Here is an 18,673-nt window from a genome sequence, read left to right as displayed (position 1 = left end):
CCGGGCGGGGAGGGCCGCGTCACTCCGTGTCGCGGCGGCGCCTGAGGAACTGCTCGAACTCCTTCGCGATCGCGTCGCCGCTGGCCTCGGGCAGCCCGGCGGCGTCCTGCGCCTGCTCCAGGCGGCGCACGTACTCGGCGACGTCCTCGTCGGTGCGGGCCAGCTCGTCCACGCCGCGCTCCCAGGCCTCGGCATCCTCCACCAGCTCCTCCAGCGGGACCGGTGCCTCCACCTCGTCCTGCACGGCGCGCAGCAGCCCCAGCACCGCCTTCGGCGAGGAGTTCTGGGACACGTAGTGGGGCACCTGCACCCAGATGCTGAGCGTGCGCAGTCCCGCGCTCGCGGTGCGGCGCGCGAGCACCGTCGGCACCCCGATGGGCCCGGTGTACTGCTCGTCACCCGGCACCTGCTGCGCGGGGACGGACTCGACCTGCGCGCTCACCGGCAGCGGCCGCGAGTGCGGGGAGTCCGCGAGCAGGGCGCCGAGCGAGAGCACCGCGGTGACGTCCAGCTCCTGCAGCTGCTCGAGCACCTCGTCGCAGAACCGCTTCCAGTGCACCGAGGGCTCCGGCCCCAGCACGGTGATGATCTCCGGGCCGTGCGGCGGCGTGACCAGGTGCAGGGTGATGTCCGGCCACTCGATGACCCGCGCCCCCTCCTCGGTGGTGCGGATCTCGGGGCGGTTGACCTGGAAGTCGATGTACTCCTCGGCGTCGATCGCGCCGACCGGGCGGGTGGGCCACACCTCGTGCAGGTGCTCCACCACCCCGGTCGCCGCCTCGCCGGCATCGTTCCATCCGCTGAAAGCCGTGATGGCGATTCGACTCATCGCTCCATCATAGGCTCAGGATCTGCGGCTATCCTCGCCGTGCCCGGGCGCCCGCCCCGTGGGCGGAGGAGATGGCAGATGACGAGCCCTGTGCTGCGCCTCGGCGCGCTGCCGCCGCTGCGCGTCAGCCCCGGCACCCTCGTGACGGTGCTGCTGTTCGCGGTGCTGATGTACCCGTCCCTGGCCCGCGGCGGGGCCGGGCCCCTCACGGTGGCGCTGCTCTCGGTGGGCATCGGCCTGTTCATGATCGTCTCCGTGCTGGTGCACGAGGTCGCCCACGCCCTGGTCGCACGGTCCTTCGGGGCCACGGTGGATCACATCGCCCTCACCCTCTGGGGCGGGCACACCCAGTACCGCACCCGCGAGATGTCCGCGCTCGGCTCGATCCTGGTGTCCCTGTCCGGCCCGGCCGCGAACCTCGTGCTGGCCGGGCTGAGCCTGGCCGGGGTGCAGCTCACGGAGTCCGGCAGCGCCGCCGCGGTGTTCCTCTCGGTGAGCTCCTGGCTGAACCTGGTGCTCGCCGTGTTCAACCTCCTGCCCGGGCTGCCCATGGACGGCGGGCGCGCGCTCGAGGCGCTGCTGGGGGTGGTGCTGCGCAGCCCGGAGCGCGGCACCCGGGTCACGGCCTGGCTCGGTCGCGGGATCGCGGTGGCCGTCGTGGCGCTCCCGCTGTGGCGCATCGTGCGCGACGGCGGGGCCGGCACGTTCTCCCTCCTCACCCTGGTGTGGGCGCTGCTGATCGGCGGGATGCTGTGGCAGGGCGCGAGCCGCGCGCTCGAGGGCGCGGCGCTCACCGCCCGGATCCGCACCCTGGACGCCGCCTCGCTCGCCGTGCCTCGGCGCATCGTGCCGCCGTCGGCGCCGCTGGCCGCGCTCGAGGGCTCCTCCCTCGAGGACGTGCTGGTGCTCGATCCCGCCGCCGCGCACGGTCGGGTGCTGGGACGGGCCCTGCTCATCGACCCCAAGGCCGCGGCCGCCGTCCCGGCGGGCGGCCGCGCGGGCACCGCGGTGGGCGCCGTCGCCCGTGCCCTGGGCGACCTGGTGGCGCTGCCTGCCACCCTGCGCGGCGACGACCTGGTGGAGGCGATGCTCGCCGATCCGGCCCCGGCCTACCTGGTGCTCGGGCCCGACGGCACCGCCCGGGGTGTGATCATGAGCGCGCAGGTCAACACTCTCCTGCGCGGACGGTGAACACCGTGGTCCGGGCGTCGGCGCAGGCCATATGCTGGCGGACATGACTGAGCAGCCGCCGCCCGCCGCCCACGACGGGGCTCCCGGCCCGGCCCCCCGCGCGCCCCGCCGCGGCCTGGACCGCACCGGACCCTTCGCCCTGGGGGACAAGGTGCAGCTCGCGGACTCCAAGAATCGCCTGCACACGATCACGCTCAAGCCCGGCGGGCAGTTCCACAGCCACCGCGGCGTGCTCGGGCACGACCAGCTGATCGGCGCCGAGGACGGCGTGGTGGTCGAGGACAACCACGGCACCCGCTACCAGGCGCTGCGGCCGCTGTACGCGGACTACATGCTCTCGATGCCGCGCGGCGCCGCGATCATCTACCCCAAGGACTCCGCGCAGATCCTCATGTGGGGCGACATCTTCCCCGGCGCCCGCGTGCTGGAGGCCGGGGTGGGCTCCGGCGGTCTCACCACCGCGCTGCTGCGCGCCGTCGGCGCCGAGGGGAGCGTGCACTCGATCGAACGCCGCGAGGACTTCGCCGAGGTGGCGCGCGAGAACGTGGAGACGTTCTTCGGCGGCCCGCACCCCTCCTGGCAGCTCTCCGTGGGCGACTTCCAGGAGCTGGCCCCCACCCTGTCCCCGGGCGAGCCCGCGGTGGACCGGGTGGTGCTGGACATGCTCGCCCCCTGGGAGTGCGTGGACGCCGCCGCGGAGGTGCTGGTCTCCGGCGGGGTGTTCCTCGCCTACGTCGCCACGGTCACCCAGCTCTCCCGCACCGCGGAGGCGCTGCGGGCCCACGGCGAGTTCACCGAGCCGGACGCCTGGGAGTCCTTCGTGCGCCCCTGGCACCTGGAGGGCCTCGCGGTGCGGCCCAAGCACCGCATGAACGCGCACACCGGCTTCCTGCTCACCGCGCGCCGCACCGCCCACGGGCAGCAGGCGCTCACCCGCGCCACCCGGCCCGCGCCCGGCTCGCGGGACGCGGAGGAGCTGGACCACCCCGACAACGACGGCTTCGGCGGCTCCGAGAGCGAGTGGGGACCGCAGGAGCTCGGGGAGCGCGGGGTCGCCCCGCGCAAGCTCAAGCGCGCCCTGCGCGACATCCGCCAGGGCAGGGACCGCTGAGAGGCACCGGGAAGGAGGCCGAGGCACGATGAAAACCTACGCCGAGATGAGCGCGGAGCTCGAGCAGCTCGCCGCGCGCAACGACCGCCTCACCGCCGGGCTGCGCGCCGCCCGCGCGCAGATCGTGGAGCTGAAGAACGATCTCGAGCGGGTGGGGGATCCGCCGAACTCGTACGCGACCTTCCTGCGCCGCTGCGAGGGCACCACCATCGACGTGCTCCACCACGGCCGGCGGCTGCGCGTGGCGACCTCCGCCTCCCTCGACCTCGACGCCCTGACCCCCGGGGCGGAGCTGCGCCTGAACGAGGCCCTCGCCGCCGTGGAGGCGGTGGCGCCCGGTGACTCCGGCAACGTGGTGCCGGTGGTCGAGGCGCTCGCGGACTCCCGGGTGCTGGTCGCGGTCGCGCCCGACGACACGCGGGTGCTGCGCCGCGCCGGCGACCTCGCCGAGGAGCAGCTCCATCCCGGGGACCACGTGCTGGTGGACCTGCGGGCCCAGCTGGTGATGGAGCGGATCGACCGGGCGGAGATCAGCGACCTCGTGCTCGAGCAGGTGCCGGAGGTCTCCTTCGACCAGATCGGCGGCCTCGGGGAGCAGATCGAGGCGATCCGCGACGCGGTGGAGCTGCCGTTCCTGCAGCAGGACCTGTACCGCACCTACGGCCTGCGCCCGCCGCAGGGCGTGCTGCTGTACGGCCCGCCCGGCTGCGGCAAGACGATGATCGCCAAGGCCGTGGCGCACGAGCTGGTGCTGCGCAGCGCCGAGGTGCGAGGCGTCAGCGTGGCCGAGGCGCTGGAGAACTCCGCGTTCCTCAACGTCAAGGGGCCCGAGCTGCTGAACAAGTACGTGGGCGAGTCGGAGCGGTCCATCCGCCTGGTGTTCGAGCGCGCCCGCGAGAAGGCCGCCGCGGATCACCCGGTGGTGATCTTCTTCGACGAGATGGAGGCGCTGTTCCGCACCCGCGGCACCGGGCTCTCCAGCGACGTCGAGACCACGATCGTGCCGCAGCTGCTGGCCGAGATCGACGGCGTGGAGGGGCTGGACAACGTGATCGTCATCGGCGCCTCGAACCGGGAGGACATGATCGACCCGGCCATCCTGCGCCCGGGACGGCTGGACGTGAAGATCCGGGTGCGCCGCCCCAATCAGCGCGCCGGCCGGGAGATCCTGGGCCTGTACCTCGATGGGTCCGTGCCGGTGCGCGAGGACCGCGAGGCGCTGCTGGACCTCGCCGCCCGCGAGCTGTACGACGACGGCCCGGACTCCGCCTTCGTGCGCCTGGACTACTCCGACGGCGGCTCGGACACCCTCCACTTCCGCGACGTGGTCTCCGGGGCCACGCTGCGCAACGTGGTGGACCGCGCCAAGAAGCTCGCGGTCAAGGACCAGCTCGCCACCGGCGCGGTGGGCGTCGGCTCGCAGCACCTGCGCGAGGCGATCACCACCGAGTTCCTGGAGAACGAGGACATGCCCTCCGCCGCGCATCCCGAGGACTGGGCGCGGATCACGGGCCATCGCGGCGGCGGGCGCCGACGCGTCGAGGCGGTGGTGCCGCTCCAGGGGCGCAGCCGTGCGGTCGCCGGCGACCACGAGGAGGGGACGGCATGAGCGAGGCCGCCGCGGGGACGGGCCCCACGCCGCTGACCACCGAGCGGGTGATGGGCATCGAGACCGAGTTCGGGGTGGTCCACGCCGATCTCGAGGAGCGGGCCCGCTCCGGGGCGGGCAGCTCGATCCTGCTGAGCCACCTGGTGGTGGGTGCGTATGCGCTGCTGGATCCGGCCGAGGGGGAGCGGGGCCGGCGGGTGCGCTGGGACTACGGGGACGAGACCCCGCTGCGGGACGCGCGCGGCTTCGAGCTGCAGCGCGCCGCGGCCCATCCCACCCAGCTGACCGACGAGGTGCGGGACGCGCACGTGCCCAGCGTGGAGCTCGATCAGCCGCTGGCCGGTCCCGAGATCGCGCCGCCCGGGGACGACGCCGAGGTGCTGGCCTGGGCCACCCAGCGCTCGATCGGCAACGCGGTGCTGCGCAACGGCGCCCGCTGGTACGTGGATCATGCCCATCCCGAGTACTCGGCACCCGAGGTGCTCCGGGCCCGTGAGGCCGTGGTCGCGGACCGCGCCGGGGAGGAGATCGCCCGGCGCGCGATGGCGCTGCTGGAGGCCGCCGACGGCATCCCCGAGGCGGCCCTGTACAAGAACAACACCGACGGCAAGGGCGCCTCCTACGGCACCCACGAGAACTACCTCGTGGACCGTGCGGTGCCCTTCGAGCGCGTGGTCGCGGCGCTGCTGCCCTTCCTCGCCACCCGTCCAGTGATCGTGGGCGCGGGTCGTGTGGGCCGCGGCACCCGGGGGCAGGAGCCGGGCTTCCAGCTCTCCTCCCGCGCGGACTTCATGGAGGCGGAGGTGGGGCTGGAGACCACCCTGAACCGGCCCCTGGTGAACACCCGCGACGAACCGCATGCGGATCCGGCCCGCTTCCGTCGCCTGCACGTGATCGCCGGGGACGCGAACCTGCTGGAGGAGTCCACCTTCCTCAAGCTGGGCACCACCTCCCTGGTGCTCGCCGCGCTGGAGGCGGAGCAGCGCACCGGGCAGGCGCTGCTGCCGGATCTGCGCCTGGTGGACCCGGTCGCCGCGGTGCGTGCGCTCAGCCACGACCCGACCCTGCGCACCACGGTGGAGCTCGCCGACGGGCGCCGCCTCACCGCGCTGCAGATCCAGCGCGCCCACCTCGAGGCCCTCGCCGCGGCGGCCGACGCCGACGACGAGGAGACCGCCGAGGTGCTGCGCCGGTGGCAGGAGATCCTCGACCTGCTCGAGGAGGACCCGATGCGCGCCGCGGACCGCGTGGAGTGGGTGGCGAAGCTGGCGCTGCTGGAGCGCTACCGCACCCGGCACGGCCTGGACTGGGCGGATCCGCGCCTGGCGATGGTGGACCTGCAGTACTCGGACCTGCGCCCGGGCCGCGGCCTGTTCGCGAAGCTGCGTGCCGCCGGCGCGGTCCCTGCCCTGGTCGCGCAGGAGGAGGTGGACGAGGCGGTGCTCACCGCGCCCCGCTCCACCCGCGCCCACCTGCGCGGCGGGCTCATCGCCGCGCATCGCGCGCACGTCCCGTCGGCCGGATGGGACGCGATCACGCTGACCGGGCCCGAGGGCGGGCACCGGCTGCGCCTGGCCGATCCACGGATCGGCTCCGCCGCCTGGTGCGACGCCCACGGCATCGACCCCGCCGACCACCCCGAGACGATCCTCGACGCGCTGCGCCGAGCCGTCACCGACAGATGAGGAGCACACCATGTCCCAGCAGTCCCTGAACGCCCCCGGCGCCGGCGGCGACGAGCCCGGCGCCGGCGACGAGGCCGTCACCGGCGGGCAGACCTTCGCCTCCGCGCAGGGCGCCGACGACCTGCTCGACGAGATCGACTCCGTGCTCGAGGCCAACGCGGAGACCTTCGTGCGCTCCTTCGTGCAGAAGGGCGGCCAGTGACCCGATGAAGCGCCGTGTGGGAGGACTGGAGACGGAGTACGGGCTGGTGTGCGTGCGGGCCGACGGCTCGCGGGCGCTCGAGCCGGAGGCCGCCGCCCGGGAGCTGTTCCGGCCCGTGGTGGCGATGGGCCGCTCCTCGAACGTGTTCCTGCGCAACGCGGCACGGCTGTACCTGGACGTCGGCTCACACCCCGAGTACGCGACCGCGGAGTGCGACGACTGGTGGGAGCTGGTGGCGCAGGACCGCGCCGGCGACCGGATCTTCGACGACCTCGCCCAGCAGGCCAACCGGCGCCTCGCCGAGGACGGGCAGGACGCGAGGATCCACCTGCTGAAGAACAACGTCGACTCCGCCGGCAACGCGTTCGGCTCCCACGAGAACTATCTGGTGGACCGGCGGGGGGAGTTCACCCGGCTTCCCCGCTACCTGCTGCCGTTCCTGGTGACCCGCCAGATCGTCACCGGGGCCGGGGGAGTGGTGCGCCCCGCGCCGGGCACGGAGGGCGAGGCGCAGTTCGTGTTCTCCCGCCGCAGCGACCACATGTGGGAGGCGGTCTCCTCCGCCACCACCCGCACCCGCCCCATCATCAACACCCGCGACGAGCCGCACGGCGACCCGACCCGCTTCCGCCGCCTGCACGTGATCGTGGGCGACTCGACGATGAGCGAGGTCTCCACCCGTCTCCGCTTCGCGACCACCGACCTGGTGCTGCGCGCGATCGAGTCCGGGCGCGCCCTGCCCGAGGCCGGGCTGCACGACGACATCGCCGCGATCCGCGCCGTGGCCCGCGATCTCACCGGCACCGCGGCGCTGCCGCTGGCGGGCGGTGGCACCACCACCGCGCTCGAGATCCAGCAGCGGTGGCTCGACCACGTGACGGACCTCGTCGACGACGAGGAGCGCGACGTGCTGGAGACCTGGCAGCGCGCCCTGGACGCGGTGCGCACCGGCGACCGCTCCTGGGCCTCGACGCATCTGGACTGGGCGATCAAGGAGCGACTGTTCACGCAGGTCGCCGAGCGTCGCGGCGTGGGACTGGACGATCCCGCGATCGAGCGCCTCGAGCTCGCGTACCACGACATCGATCCCGCTCAGGGCGTCTTCCACGCCCTGCAGCGTCGCGGCCTCGCCCCGCAGGTGCTGCCCGAGGAGCGGGTCGAGGCGGCGCGCACCATCGCCCCCGCCACCACCCGCGCCCACCTGCGCGGCCGCTTCGTCAGCGCCGCCCAGCAGCACGGCGTGGACCACGTGGCCGACTGGACCACGCTGCGCCTCACCCGGCCCGGCGCGATGCCGGTCCAGGTGCTCGACCCCTTCACCACCGAGCTGCCCGCGGTGGACGCCCTGCTGGAGGAGATTCGCACCACCGGCACGGGCGCCGCGCAGGACCCGCCCCCGTTCGCGTGACCGGCATCGCGGCGCCCGTCGCGCCGTCCCCGGGCCAACGCCCAGCTCCCGCCCGTACCCTGGTCCCGCCCATGCCGGGCAGACCGCTCCGAAAGGCCCTGACGTGATCCGCCGCCGCACCCTGCTCACCACCGCGCTCGCCGCGACCGCCGCCATCGGCCTCGCCGCCTGCACCGACGACTCCGGCTCCGCCTCCGGTGCCTCCGACGGCGGCGGGGGCGACGCGCTCGCGGGCGTCACCGTGAGCGAGGACCTCGGCGCGGAGCCGACGGTCGAGTTCGAGGCGCCGCTGGACATCTCCGCCGCGGCCGCCGAGATCGTGGTCCCCGGCGACGGGGACACCATCGCCGACGGCGACGTGGTGGTGTGGCGCCACCTGTACGTGGACGCCTCCACCGGCGAGACGCTGCAGTCCTGGTGGCAGGGCGCGCCCGCCAGCGGCGTGCAGGTGAGCGTGGACACCGTGGGCCAGGCCGCCTTCGACGTGTTCACCACGATGGCGGTGGGCTCCCGCTTCGTGATGGCCGGCTGGCAGCAGTCCTCCACCGGGCAGTCCTACGCCCTGCTCCAGGTCGCGGACGTGGACCGCATCGTCTCCCCGCTGCGGGCGGAGGGCGAGGCGGGGGACCCCTCCGGCGACTACCCGGCCGTGACCCTCGCCGAGGACGGCGCGCCGGCGCTGGACGGCGCCCCGGAGGGCGAGGCACCGACGGAGACGGTGCGCGAGCAGCTGATCACGGGCTCCGGCGATTCGACCCGCACCGGGGACTACCTCACCATGCACTACACCGGATGGAAGTGGTCCGACGGCTCCCAGTTCGACTCCTCGTGGGAGCGCGGCGCGCCGTTCTCCTTCGTGCAGGGCGAGGGCCAGGTCATCCCCGGCTGGGACGAGAACCTGCTGGATCTGCCCGTCGGCTCGCAGGTGATGCTGGTGATCCCGCCCGCCGAGGCCTACGGCGAGGATCCCGAGGCCCATGAGTTGGGCGGTGAGACCCTGATCTTCGTCGTGGACGTCCTCGACGCCGCGCACAGGGCAGACTGACCCCCGACCCCCTTCCATCCACCACAGGAGGAGACCGCGATGACCGATCGCAGCAAGCCGGAGATCGACCACCCCGAGGGCCCCGCCCCCACCGAGCTGCTCAGCACCGACGAGATCCTGGGCGACGGCGAGGAAGCCGGCCGCGGTGACGTGGTCGACGTGCACTACGTGGGCGTCTCCCACTCCACCGGAGAGCAGTTCGACGCCTCCTGGGACCGCGGCGAGCCGCTGCGCTTCCAGCTCGGCGTGGGCCAGGTCATCTCCGGCTGGGACCAGGGCGTGCAGGGGATGAAGGTGGGCGGCCGCCGCCGCCTCGAGATCCCCGCCTCCCTCGCCTACGGCGACCGCGGCGCCCCGCCGGTGATCGCCCCCGGCGAGTCGCTGATCTTCGTGTGCGACCTGGTGGCGGTGCACAAGCGCTGAGCGACACCGCCCGGTCAGCGGCGGGGGAGCGCGCGGAGGAGCCGGCCGACGGCCAGGCCCCCCTCTTCGCGGCCCCCGCCGCTGCCGTCCCCGATCCCTCCCCGCCGGCCGCGACGCCGCGCGACCCGGACCGCCCGGACGCGGCCCGGGCCTCCGGCCTGCGCACCACCGCCGGCTTCGAGGTGGTCGAGGAGCGGCCGGTGGCGAGCGTGCGCCTGGTGGGCGTGCTGCCCCACCTGGACCGCCCCTTCGAGTACGCCGTCACCCCCGCCACCGCGGCGGCCGGTCCCGGCATGCGGGTGCGGGTGCGGTTCTCCGGCCGGGACACCGAGGGCATCGTGCTCGAGCGCCGCGACACCCCCACCACGGATCGTCCGCTGGCCGCGCTGAGCCGCCTGGTCTCCGACGACGTGGTGGTCCCGCCCGCCCTGATGCGGGCCTGCGAGGACGTGGCCGCGCGCTGCGCCGGCACCGTCGGCGACGTGCTGCGCCTCGCCCTGCCGCCCCGCCACGCCCGCGCCGAGAAGGCGGACCGTGCGGCGGAGGAGAAGGAGCGCGCCGCCGCCGAGGAGCCCACCGCCCCGGAGCCCGCCGCCGAGGCGGAGACGGGCGGCGACCCCGGCGAGGACGCGGGCGCCGCAGCGGACCCGTCGGCCGCCGCCCCGCCCCGCCCCGGCGACCGCTACCCGGGCCTCGCCGCCCTCCTGGCCCGCGCCGGCAGGCCCGACGGGCCGGTGCCGCGAGCCACGCTCACGCTCGACCCGGCGGAGTCCTGGACAGTCCTCGCCGCCGACGCGATCGAGGACCTCGACCCCTCCCGCGGCGCTCTCGTCATCGCCCCCGACCAGCGGGACGTGGCGCGGATGTCGCGCCTGCTCACCGCCCGCGGCGTCGCCCACGAGGTGCTGGCCGGCACCGAGGGGCCCGAGAAGCGCTACCGCACCTTCCGCCGCATCCTGCGCGGCACCACCCGGGTGGTGCTCGGCAACCGCTCGGCCGCCTTCGCCCCGGTGCGGGATCTCGCGCTGGTGATCTGCTGGGACGAGGCGGACGATCTCCTGGTCGAGCCCCGCGCCCCCTACCCGCACACCCGCACCGTGCTGCAGTGCCGCTCCGCGGAGGAGCGCTGCGCCCTGCTGTTCCTGGGCGCCTCCCCGTCCATCGCCCTGCACTCGCTGGTGGAGGCCGGGTACCTGGCCCGTCTCGACCCGCTGCCCGCCCCCGTGCACGCCGTGCGCCCGCGGATCGTGGCGATGGACCAGTACCTGCGCGACCGCGAGGGCCCCTCGGGACGCTCCCGCCTGCCGCAGGAGGCGATGCGGGTGCTGCGCCGCGGGCTGGAGCGCGGTCCGGTGCTGGTGCAGGTGCCGCGCACTGGCTATGCGCCGGCGATCGCGTGCACCTTCTGCGGCACCCGCGCCCGCTGTCCGCAGTGCGCCGCGCCGCTGTCCCAGGCGGGGCGCGGCGGGCCCCTGCACTGCACCGTGTGCGGCCGCCGCGAGGACGGCTACCGTTGCCCCGAGTGCGATCGCACCCACGTGCGCGCCATGGTGATCGGCTCCGCGCGCACCGCCGAGGAGCTGCACCGCGCGCTGCCCGACGCCCCCCTGAAGGTGGCCGGCGGCGCCCACGGCGCCCTCGCCGACGAGGACGTGCCCGAGGGCGCCATCGTGGTCTCCACCCCCGGGGCGGAGCCCGCGCCGCCGGACCGCTACGCCGCCTGCCTGCTGCTGGACGCCGATGCGGCGCTGGGCCGGGCCGCCTTCGACGCGGACGTCGAGGCGATCCGGCGCTGGCGCAACGCCATCGCCCTGGTGCGCACCGGGGACGAGGGCGGGGAGGTGCTGGTGGTGGGCACCGCGACGCTCCCCGCGATCCGGGACCTCGTGGCCCACCGCTCCGGGGCCTTCCTCGACCGGGTGCTGGCCGATCGCCGGGAGCTGGACCTGCCGCCGTACACCCGGGTGGCGGAGATCGTGGGCGACCGGGACGCGTGCCGCGGATTCCTCGACACCGTGGAGTTGCCGGACGGCACCGCCGTGTTCGGCCCCGTGGACCTCGAGGGGCCCGACGCCGGCGACCGCGCCCGCGCCGTGGTGCGGATCGACCCGGCCCGCTCCCGGGACCTGGCCGCGGCGCTGCGCGCCGGGGTCGCCGCCCGCAGCGCCCGCAAGGCGCGCGGCTCCCTGCGGGTGCGCCTGGACCCGCCCGACGTGTTCTGAGAGGTGCCGCACTCCACCGGCCTGCACGGACCGCGTCCGGCCGGCGCCGGGGCCGTAGACTCGGGCCCATCATGCGACTGCTCTTCGCCGGCACCCCCGAGGTCGCCCTGCCCTCCCTGCGCACCCTGCTCGACTCGCACCACGAGGTGGTGGGGGTGCTCACCCGCGCCGACGCCCCCTCGGGGCGCGGGCGGAAGCTCCGCCCCAGCCCCGTCAAGGCCCTCGCGCTCGAGGCCGGGGTGCCGGTGCTGACCCCGCACAGCCTGCGGGACGAGGCCGTCCAGCAACAGCTGCGCGAGCTCGCGCCCGAGGCCGCCCCGGTGGTCGCCTACGGCGCCATGGTGCCGCCCGGGGCGCTCGAGATCCCCCGGCACGGCTGGGTGAACCTCCACTTCTCCCTGCTGCCCCGGTGGCGCGGTGCCGCCCCGGCGCAGCGGGCCGTGCTCGCCGGGCAGCGGGAGACGGGCCTGAGCGTGTTCCGGCTCGAGAAGGGCCTGGACACCGGTGATCTGCTCGCCACCGCCCCCACCGCGATCGGCGAGTTCGAGACCTCCGGCGAGCTGCTGGAGCGGATGGCGCAGGAGGGCGCACCGGTGCTGCTGCGCGCGCTCGACGCCCTCGAGGACGGCACCGCCGTGCCCGTCCCGCAGGACCACTCCCTGGCCACCCACGCCGCGAAGCTCACCCCCGCCGAGGCGCAGATCGACTGGACCCTCCCGGCGGAGCAGGTCAGCGCCCACATCCGCGGCATGAGCCCGCAGCCCGGCGCGTGGACGCTGCTGGACGGCGCCCGCACCAAGATCCTCGGCGTCGAGGCGGCGCCGGAGCACGCCCCGCTCCCGCCCGGTCGCCTCGAGGCGGGCCGGCGCCAGCTGCTCGTGGGCACCGGCACCGAGGTGCTCGCCCTCGCCACCCTCGCCCCGGCGGGGAAGCGGGCCATGCGCGCGGCGGACTGGGCCCGCGGCGCGGGCCTCGCCCCCGACGCCGCCTTCCACACCGCATCCCAGGACGGAGAGACCGCATGAACCAGGATGGACGCGACAGGCGGCAGGACCGCGGCCGGGACGATCACGGCCGGGACCGGCACCGCGGCGGCCGCGGGGACGGTGCGGACCGCGGGCAGCGGGACGATCGCGGCCGCACCCGCTCGGGCTCGCGCGGGCAGGGCGGCCCCCGACGCAGCTACTCCAGCGCCCGCCCCTCCGAGCGCTCCCGCCGCTCCACCCTCTCCCGGCTGGTCGCCTTCGAGGGGCTGCGCCTGGTGCGGGAGGAGGACTCCTACGCGAACCTGGTGCTGCCCCGCCTGCTGCGCGAGCACCGCGTCTCCGGGCGCGACGCCGCCTTCACCACGGAGCTGTTCTACGGCTCGCTGCGCGCCCAGGGCCGCCTCGACGCGATCCTCGCCGCCTGCATCGACCGCTCCCTGGAGAAGGTGGAGCCGGCCCTGCTGGACGTGCTGCGGCTGGGCGCCTACCAGCTGCTGGACATGACCGTCGCCCCGCATGCGGCCACCTCCGAGACCGTGGCCCTGGCCCGCGCCGAGGTGGGCGCCGGCGCCGCGAGCTTCGCCAACGCGGTGCTGCGCCGGGTGGGGGAGAAGGACCTCCCGCAGTGGATCGAGGCGGTCGCGCCCGACCGCACCACGGATCCCACCGGCCACCTCTCCGTGGTCCACTCCCATCCGCGCTGGGTGGTGCGCGCCCTCAGCGACGCCCTCGCGGGCCACGGCCGCGACCGCGCGGAGATCGATGCGCTGCTGGAGGCCCAGAACCGGGCGCCCGCGGTCTCGCTCGTCATGCGTCCCGGCCTCACCGATCTCGACGAGCTCATCGACCACGGCGCGAGCCGCGGGCGGCTCTCCGTCTTCGCCGCCTCCTGGCCCTCGGGGGATCCGGGCGGGATGGAGCTGGTCTCCCAGGGCCGTGTCGCGGTGCAGGACGAGGGCAGCCAGCTCGCCGCCCTCGCCCTCGCCCTCGGCGCCGACGACCTGGTGCTCTCCGACGACGCCCACTGGCTGGACCTGTGCGCGGGGCCCGGCGGGAAGACCGCGCTGCTGGGCGGTCTCACCGTCGGCCACGACGCGGACCTGCTCGCCGTGGAGCTGCAGGAGCACCGCCGGGAGCTGGTGGACCGCGCCGTCGCCACCCTGCAGGAGGCGGGCTGCGAGATCACCACCCGCACCGCGGACGGCACCGCCGTGGGCGCCGAGCAGCCCGGCCGCTTCTCCCGCGTGCTCGCGGACGTGCCCTGCTCCGGCCTCGGCGCCCTGCGCCGCCGCCCGGAGGCGCGCTGGCGGCGCACCCCCGGGGACGTCGGACACCTGGGCACCACCCAGCGCGCCCTGCTGACCTCCGCCCTCGACGCCGCCGCGCCCGGGGGAGTGGTCGCCTACGTCACCTGCTCCCCGCACCTGGCCGAGACCCGCCTGATCGTCGCCGACGTGCTCAAGGGTCGCGACGACGTCGAGCACCTCGACGCCCGCGACGCCGTGCGGGCCGGCGTGCTCCCCGAGGCGCAGGCGGACCTCGACCTCGGCGAGGGCCCGGCCGTGCAGCTGTGGCCCCACGTCCACGGCACCGACGCGATGTACATCCACCTGCTGCGCAGGCAGCCCGCCCCCACCGAGGAAGGATCCTCCCCGGCATGAACACCCCGTACTCCACCGACGGCCACTACATCCACCCCAGCATCCTCAACGCCGACTTCATGAGCATCGGCACCGAGCTGGACCGGATCGCCACCGCGGACAGCGTCCACGTGGACGTCATGGACAACCACTTCGTGCCGAACCTGACCTTCGGCCCCTCGATGGTCGAGCAGATCGTGGAGCGCAGCCCGCTTCCCGTGGACGCGCACCTGATGATCGAGCAGGCCGATCGCGAGGCCCCCGCCTTCGCCGAGGCCGGCGCCGCCTCGGTCACCTTCCACCTCGAGGCCGCCCGCGCCCCCGTGAAGCTCGCCCGCGACCTGCGGCGCAAGAACGCCCAGGCCGGGGTGGCGCTGCGCCCCGCCACCCCGGTGGAGCCGCTGCTGGACATCATCGGCGAGTTCGACATGCTGCTGCTGATGACGGTGGAGCCCGGCTTCGGCGGACAGAGCTTCCTGGAGACGATGCTGCCCAAGATCCGCCGCGCCCGCGCCGCGATCGCCGAGTCCAATCTCGAGGTGTCGATCCAGGTGGACGGCGGCGTGAGCCGCGAGACCATCGAACGCTGCGCGGAGGCCGGCGCGAACGTGTTCGTTGCGGGCTCGGCGATCTACCGCGCCCAGGACGCGGCCGAGGAGATCACCGCCCTGCGCGAGCTCGCCGCGGGCCACGGCGCCCACTGACCCCGGCGACGGAGCGACATGGATCTCCTGCAGTGGCTGTTCTCGGCCCGCATCGACTTCGCCGGCGGCCAGTTCCTCCTGCTGCGCGAAGTGCTCGGCAACGTCTTCGGGCTGCTCAGCGCGCTCGGCGGGATGCGCCGGAAGGTGTGGGCCTGGCCGGTGGGCATCGCCGGGAACCTGCTGCTGCTCACGGTGTTCCTGGGCTCCGTGTTCGGCAGTCCCGACTCGGTGGACCTGCTGGGCCAGGCCGGCCGCCAGGTGATGTTCATCGTCACCGCGCTGTACGGCTGGGTGCGCTGGCGGCAGGCCCGGCAGGAGGGCGGGACCGCGGTGGAGCCGCGCTGGGCCTCCTGGGGCACCCGGGCGCTGCTGCTGGTGGCGCTGGTGGGCGGCACCGCGGCGCTCACCCCGCTGTTCCGCGCCCTGGGCTCCTACGAGCCGGTGTGGGCCGACGCCTGGATCTTCATGGGCAGCCTGCTGGCCACCTTCGGCATGGCCAAGGGATGGGTGGAGTTCTGGCTGATCTGGGTGGCGGTGGACGTGGTGGGCGTGCCGCTGCTGCTGAGCGCCGGCTACTACGCCAGCGCCTTCATGTACCTCTTCTACGGGGCGTTCACCCTCATCGGGTTCTTCGTGTGGTGGCGGGTGCGCCGGCGCCACGACGCGGACGCGGCCCGGGTGATGGTGGAGACCGCGCACCTGGATCCCACCGTGCGCGAGGAGTGAGGGCCGGTCCGCCCCGCGGCGCGGTGCGCGGCGCCCTCCCGCGGACGCGTACCCTGTGGGGGTGAAGGATTTCGAAGCGCTGTACGCCGAGCTCACCGAGAAGGCCCGCACCCGCCCCGAGGGGTCGGGCACCGTCGCGGAGCTCGACGCCGGCGTCCATCAGATCGGCAAGAAGATCGTCGAAGAGGCCGCCGAGGTGTGGATGGCCTGCGAGCACGAGTCGAAGGACGAGGCCGCGATGGAGATCAGCCAGCTGCTATACCACCTGCAGGTGATGATGCTCGCCACGGACATCTCCCTCGAGGACGTCTACCGACATCTCTGAGCCGCTCCGCTCACCCCGCTCCTCTCCGCCCGTCCCGTCTCATGGCCGCCGCCGCGGCCCAGGAGGATCCGTGCTCCGCATCGCCGTGCCCAACAAGGGCGCCCTGTCCGACCCCGCCGCCGCTCTGCTCCAGGAGGCGGGCTACCGCCGCCGGGGCATGGCGAAGGAGCTCGTCGTCGTCGATGAGGAGAACGGGGTGGAGCTGTTCCATCTGCGCCCGCGCGACATCGCGGTGTACGTGGGCTCCGGCACGGTGGACGTGGGCATCACCGGGCAGGACATGCTGCTGGACTCCCGCACCCCGGCGCGCGAGATCCTGCCGCTGGGCTTCGCCCGCTCCACTTTCCGCTTCGCCGCCCCGGCCGGCACCCGCAGCGACATCTCCGAGCTGCAGGGCGCCCGCATCGCCACCAGCTACGAGAACCTCGTCGAGGACCACCTCGCCCGCAGCGGCGTCGCCGCCGAGGTGGTGCACCTCGACGGTGCGGTGGAGTCCTCGATCCGCCTGGGCGTCGCGGACGTCATCGCCGACGTGGTCGAGACCGGCACCACCCTGCGCCAGGCCGGGCTGGAGCCCTTCGGCGAGCCGATCATGACCAGCCAGGCGGTGCTCTTCTCCCGCCCGGGGATGACTCTCGACGGCGACGCCGCCCACGCCCTCGAGGTGCTCGAGCGGCGCATCCGCGGCGTGCTGGTCGCGCGCGAGTACGTGATGCTTGACTACGACATCCCCTCCGCGCTGCTGGAGCGGGCGGTGGAGATTACCCCGGGCCTGCAGTCGCCGACGGTCTCGCCGCTGCACGGCGGGGAGTGGTCCGCGGTGCGCGCGATGGTGGATCGTCGCGCCGCCCACCGCATGATGGACGACCTCTACGACGCCGGGGCCCGCGCGATCCTGGTCACCGCGATCCAGGCCTGCCGCATCTGAGATGACCGTGCACACCCCCGGAGCAGACCTCCCGCCGGGGGAGGAGCGGGCCACGATCGTGCTGCGCCCGCGGGCCGTGCGCTGGGCGGCGTACACCACCGCCGTGGTCGTGATGGCGGGGATGATCGGCGGCGCCGTGCTGATCACCAGCTTCCAGTGGGGCGGCCGGCTGGGACTGCTCGCCGTGGGCGTGCTGGTGGCGCTGTTCTGCCACCTCGAGGCCTCGGTGCGGGTGACGGCCCGGCCGCGCGAGCTCGAGGTGCGCAACCTCATGCGGGTGCGCACCCTGGAGTGGCCGGAGGTGCTCGGGATCAGCTTCCCCATGGGGGACCCGTGGGCGCACCTGGACCTCGCCGACGGCTCCACCCTGCCCCTGCAGGCCATCCAGCGCTATGACGGCCGGCGCGCGATCGCGGCCGCCCACCAGCTCCAGGAGCTGGTGCGCGAGCGCGGCGAGGCGCCCGGGGACTGAGACCGCCGCTCAGCCGCGCCGCGAGAGCGCGGCCGCGCAGCGCCCGGCCAGGGCGGCGTAGAGGAACGCCGCGGGGTCCTCGGCGAGGGTGCGCCCCATCGTGGTCATCCGCACCGGCATCTCCTCGAGCGCGTCCCGCAGGCCCTTCCCGTCGATCTCCGTGAGCTGGTGCAGCACCCCACGCTTCTTCGCCGGCTTCATGATCGACGATTTCACCTGTTTCCGCACAGACTCATGGAAAGTGTTGTACCGGGAGTCCGTGCGGGGCAGCACCGGGAGGCGGGCGGGGGCGAGCAGCGCCCGGCCGTAGGCGGTGGTGGAGTGATGGGACAGGCCCCGGTGGCGCTCGCGCTCGTCCGCCCCGGAGACCCGCAGGGCGGCCACGCCCTCGCCGCCGAGCGCGGCGGCGGCGTGCAGCGCCTCGGCCGTCTGGACGCCGGAGAAGCCCCACCCGGTGCCGGTGCCGAGGTTCCCCGGACCCTGGATCACGAGGGCGACGTCGGCGCCGACCACGTGCCGGGCGCCCAGCAGCGCGGAGTGCACCGTCACGGCCTCGAGGTCCCCGCCGAAGGACTGCCCGGCGCTGATCACCGCGGCGAGCAGATCCGCCTCCCGCAGACGGGCTGCGCTGCGCGAGTACGCGGCCGGCAGCGCCGCCGCGTCCGTGTGGACATAGGCGATGCGGGCGGAGCGCCGCTCGGCGCGGATCCCGGCGATCAGCGCGGGCAGCGAGGAGTGGAGGTCCGCGACCACCACCGGCATCCCGTCCAGCCGCTTGGCGCCGCGCATGGTCTCGTAGTGCGGGGACGCGGGATCGTCCAGCGCATCCACCATGGTCTGCATCGGGGTGTATCGCGCCTTGACCATGTGCCCGGTCACCTCGGACGACTCGGGCAGACGCTCCGGACGCGCCACCACCATCGCGTCGCCCCCCGTGCCCAGCTCGCGCCGCAGCGCGTTGGTGTTCAGCAGCACCGGCTCGCCCGCGCGCGGGCGCCCGGTGAGCTCCCGGTAGGCGAGGGCGGGGACGGTCCCGCCGCCCTCCTCGAGCTCCACCTCGAGCCGGTCCACGCCCGGCCAGGAGTCCAGAGCGCCCGTCACGGTTCCCCGTTCCCATCGCAGCATGGCACCAGAGTAGGGCCAGGGTGCGGCTCCGGCCCACCGCGC

At 74.8% G+C, this 18,673-nt stretch carries 18 protein-coding genes; 16 read left to right on the top strand and 2 right to left on the bottom strand.

Going from position 1 to position 18,673, the window contains the following annotated elements:
- Positions 1-19 precede the first annotated feature (19 nt).
- Complete coding sequence (locus DWV08_RS05605) at positions 20-829, bottom strand: PAC2 family protein (protein WP_115412897.1); 810 nt, start codon at positions 827-829, stop codon at positions 20-22.
- Between the two features lie 78 nt (positions 830-907).
- On the opposite strand from DWV08_RS05605, the gene DWV08_RS05600 reads away from it, so the two are divergent.
- From DWV08_RS05600 to DWV08_RS05525, 16 genes are all read left to right on the top strand, one after another.
- Positions 908-2,020, top strand: coding sequence for a site-2 protease family protein (locus DWV08_RS05600; protein WP_115412896.1), 1,113 nt, complete (start codon positions 908-910; stop codon positions 2,018-2,020).
- A 43-nt stretch (positions 2,021-2,063) separates the two neighbouring features.
- The gene (locus DWV08_RS05595; protein ID WP_241237383.1) at positions 2,064-3,131 is read left to right on the top strand and encodes a tRNA (adenine-N1)-methyltransferase; all 1,068 of its coding nucleotides are present in this window, start codon (positions 2,064-2,066) and stop codon (positions 3,129-3,131) included.
- Between the two features lie 28 nt (positions 3,132-3,159).
- Positions 3,160-4,740 (top strand): proteasome ATPase, encoded by a 1,581-nt coding sequence (arc, locus tag DWV08_RS05590; RefSeq protein WP_115412894.1) that lies wholly within the window; start codon positions 3,160-3,162, stop codon positions 4,738-4,740.
- Positions 4,737-6,425, top strand: coding sequence for a depupylase/deamidase Dop (gene dop, locus DWV08_RS05585; protein ID WP_115412893.1), 1,689 nt, complete (start codon positions 4,737-4,739; stop codon positions 6,423-6,425). The genes arc and dop overlap by 4 nt, the downstream gene beginning before the upstream one ends.
- A 10-nt stretch (positions 6,426-6,435) precedes the next feature.
- A complete protein-coding gene (locus DWV08_RS05580; RefSeq protein ID WP_115412892.1) occupies positions 6,436-6,627 on the top strand; it encodes a ubiquitin-like protein Pup in 192 nt (63 codons plus the stop codon).
- A 4-nt stretch (positions 6,628-6,631) separates the two neighbouring features.
- The gene (gene pafA / locus DWV08_RS05575; protein ID WP_115412891.1) at positions 6,632-8,035 is read left to right on the top strand and encodes a Pup--protein ligase; all 1,404 of its coding nucleotides are present in this window, start codon (positions 6,632-6,634) and stop codon (positions 8,033-8,035) included.
- Positions 8,036-8,138: 103 nt separating this feature from the next.
- On the top strand, positions 8,139-9,080 hold the full coding sequence (locus DWV08_RS05570; protein ID WP_115412890.1) for an FKBP-type peptidyl-prolyl cis-trans isomerase: 942 nt from the start codon (positions 8,139-8,141) through the stop codon (positions 9,078-9,080).
- 39 nt (positions 9,081-9,119) lie between these two features.
- On the top strand, positions 9,120-9,503 hold the full coding sequence (locus tag DWV08_RS05565; protein WP_115412889.1) for an FKBP-type peptidyl-prolyl cis-trans isomerase: 384 nt from the start codon (positions 9,120-9,122) through the stop codon (positions 9,501-9,503).
- The gene (locus DWV08_RS05560; RefSeq protein ID WP_241237384.1) at positions 9,473-11,725 is read left to right on the top strand and encodes a primosomal protein N' family DNA-binding protein; all 2,253 of its coding nucleotides are present in this window, start codon (positions 9,473-9,475) and stop codon (positions 11,723-11,725) included. Before DWV08_RS05565 ends, DWV08_RS05560 begins: the two co-directional genes overlap by 31 nt.
- Before the next feature lie 71 nt (positions 11,726-11,796).
- The gene (gene fmt / locus DWV08_RS05555) at positions 11,797-12,750 is read left to right on the top strand and encodes a methionyl-tRNA formyltransferase (protein ID WP_115412888.1); all 954 of its coding nucleotides are present in this window, start codon (positions 11,797-11,799) and stop codon (positions 12,748-12,750) included.
- Entirely contained in the window at positions 12,747-14,372 is a 1,626-nt protein-coding gene (locus DWV08_RS05550; RefSeq protein ID WP_115412887.1) for an RsmB/NOP family class I SAM-dependent RNA methyltransferase, read from the top strand. The genes fmt and DWV08_RS05550 overlap by 4 nt, the downstream gene beginning before the upstream one ends.
- Entirely contained in the window at positions 14,369-15,055 is a 687-nt protein-coding gene (gene rpe / locus DWV08_RS05545) for a ribulose-phosphate 3-epimerase (protein WP_115412886.1), read from the top strand. The genes DWV08_RS05550 and rpe overlap by 4 nt, the downstream gene beginning before the upstream one ends.
- A gap of 18 nt (positions 15,056-15,073) precedes the next feature.
- Entirely contained in the window at positions 15,074-15,781 is a 708-nt protein-coding gene (gene pnuC / locus DWV08_RS05540; RefSeq protein ID WP_115412885.1) for a nicotinamide riboside transporter PnuC, read from the top strand.
- A gap of 61 nt (positions 15,782-15,842) precedes the next feature.
- A complete protein-coding gene (locus DWV08_RS05535) occupies positions 15,843-16,106 on the top strand; it encodes a phosphoribosyl-ATP diphosphatase (RefSeq protein ID WP_115414921.1) in 264 nt (87 codons plus the stop codon).
- Between the two features lie 70 nt (positions 16,107-16,176).
- Positions 16,177-17,034 carry an ATP phosphoribosyltransferase gene (gene hisG / locus DWV08_RS05530; RefSeq protein ID WP_115412884.1) on the top strand — a complete coding sequence of 286 codons (858 nt, stop codon included), beginning with the start codon at positions 16,177-16,179 and terminating at the stop codon, positions 17,032-17,034.
- Between the two features lies 1 nt (position 17,035).
- A complete protein-coding gene (locus DWV08_RS05525; protein WP_162801505.1) occupies positions 17,036-17,506 on the top strand; it encodes a PH domain-containing protein in 471 nt (156 codons plus the stop codon).
- 9 nt (positions 17,507-17,515) lie between these two features.
- Here the strand turns inward: DWV08_RS05525 and DWV08_RS05520 are convergent, their stop codons facing one another.
- On the bottom strand, positions 17,516-18,631 hold the full coding sequence (locus DWV08_RS05520; RefSeq protein ID WP_115412883.1) for a DUF3866 family protein: 1,116 nt from the start codon (positions 18,629-18,631) through the stop codon (positions 17,516-17,518).
- Positions 18,632-18,673: the final 42 nt, after the last annotated feature.

The organism is Brachybacterium saurashtrense, assembly GCF_003355475.1.
GTDB lineage: Bacteria > Actinomycetota > Actinomycetes > Actinomycetales > Dermabacteraceae > Brachybacterium > Brachybacterium saurashtrense.
The sequence above is the reverse complement of the archived record's forward strand: the minus strand, read 5'-3'. Positions and strand labels throughout refer to the sequence as shown.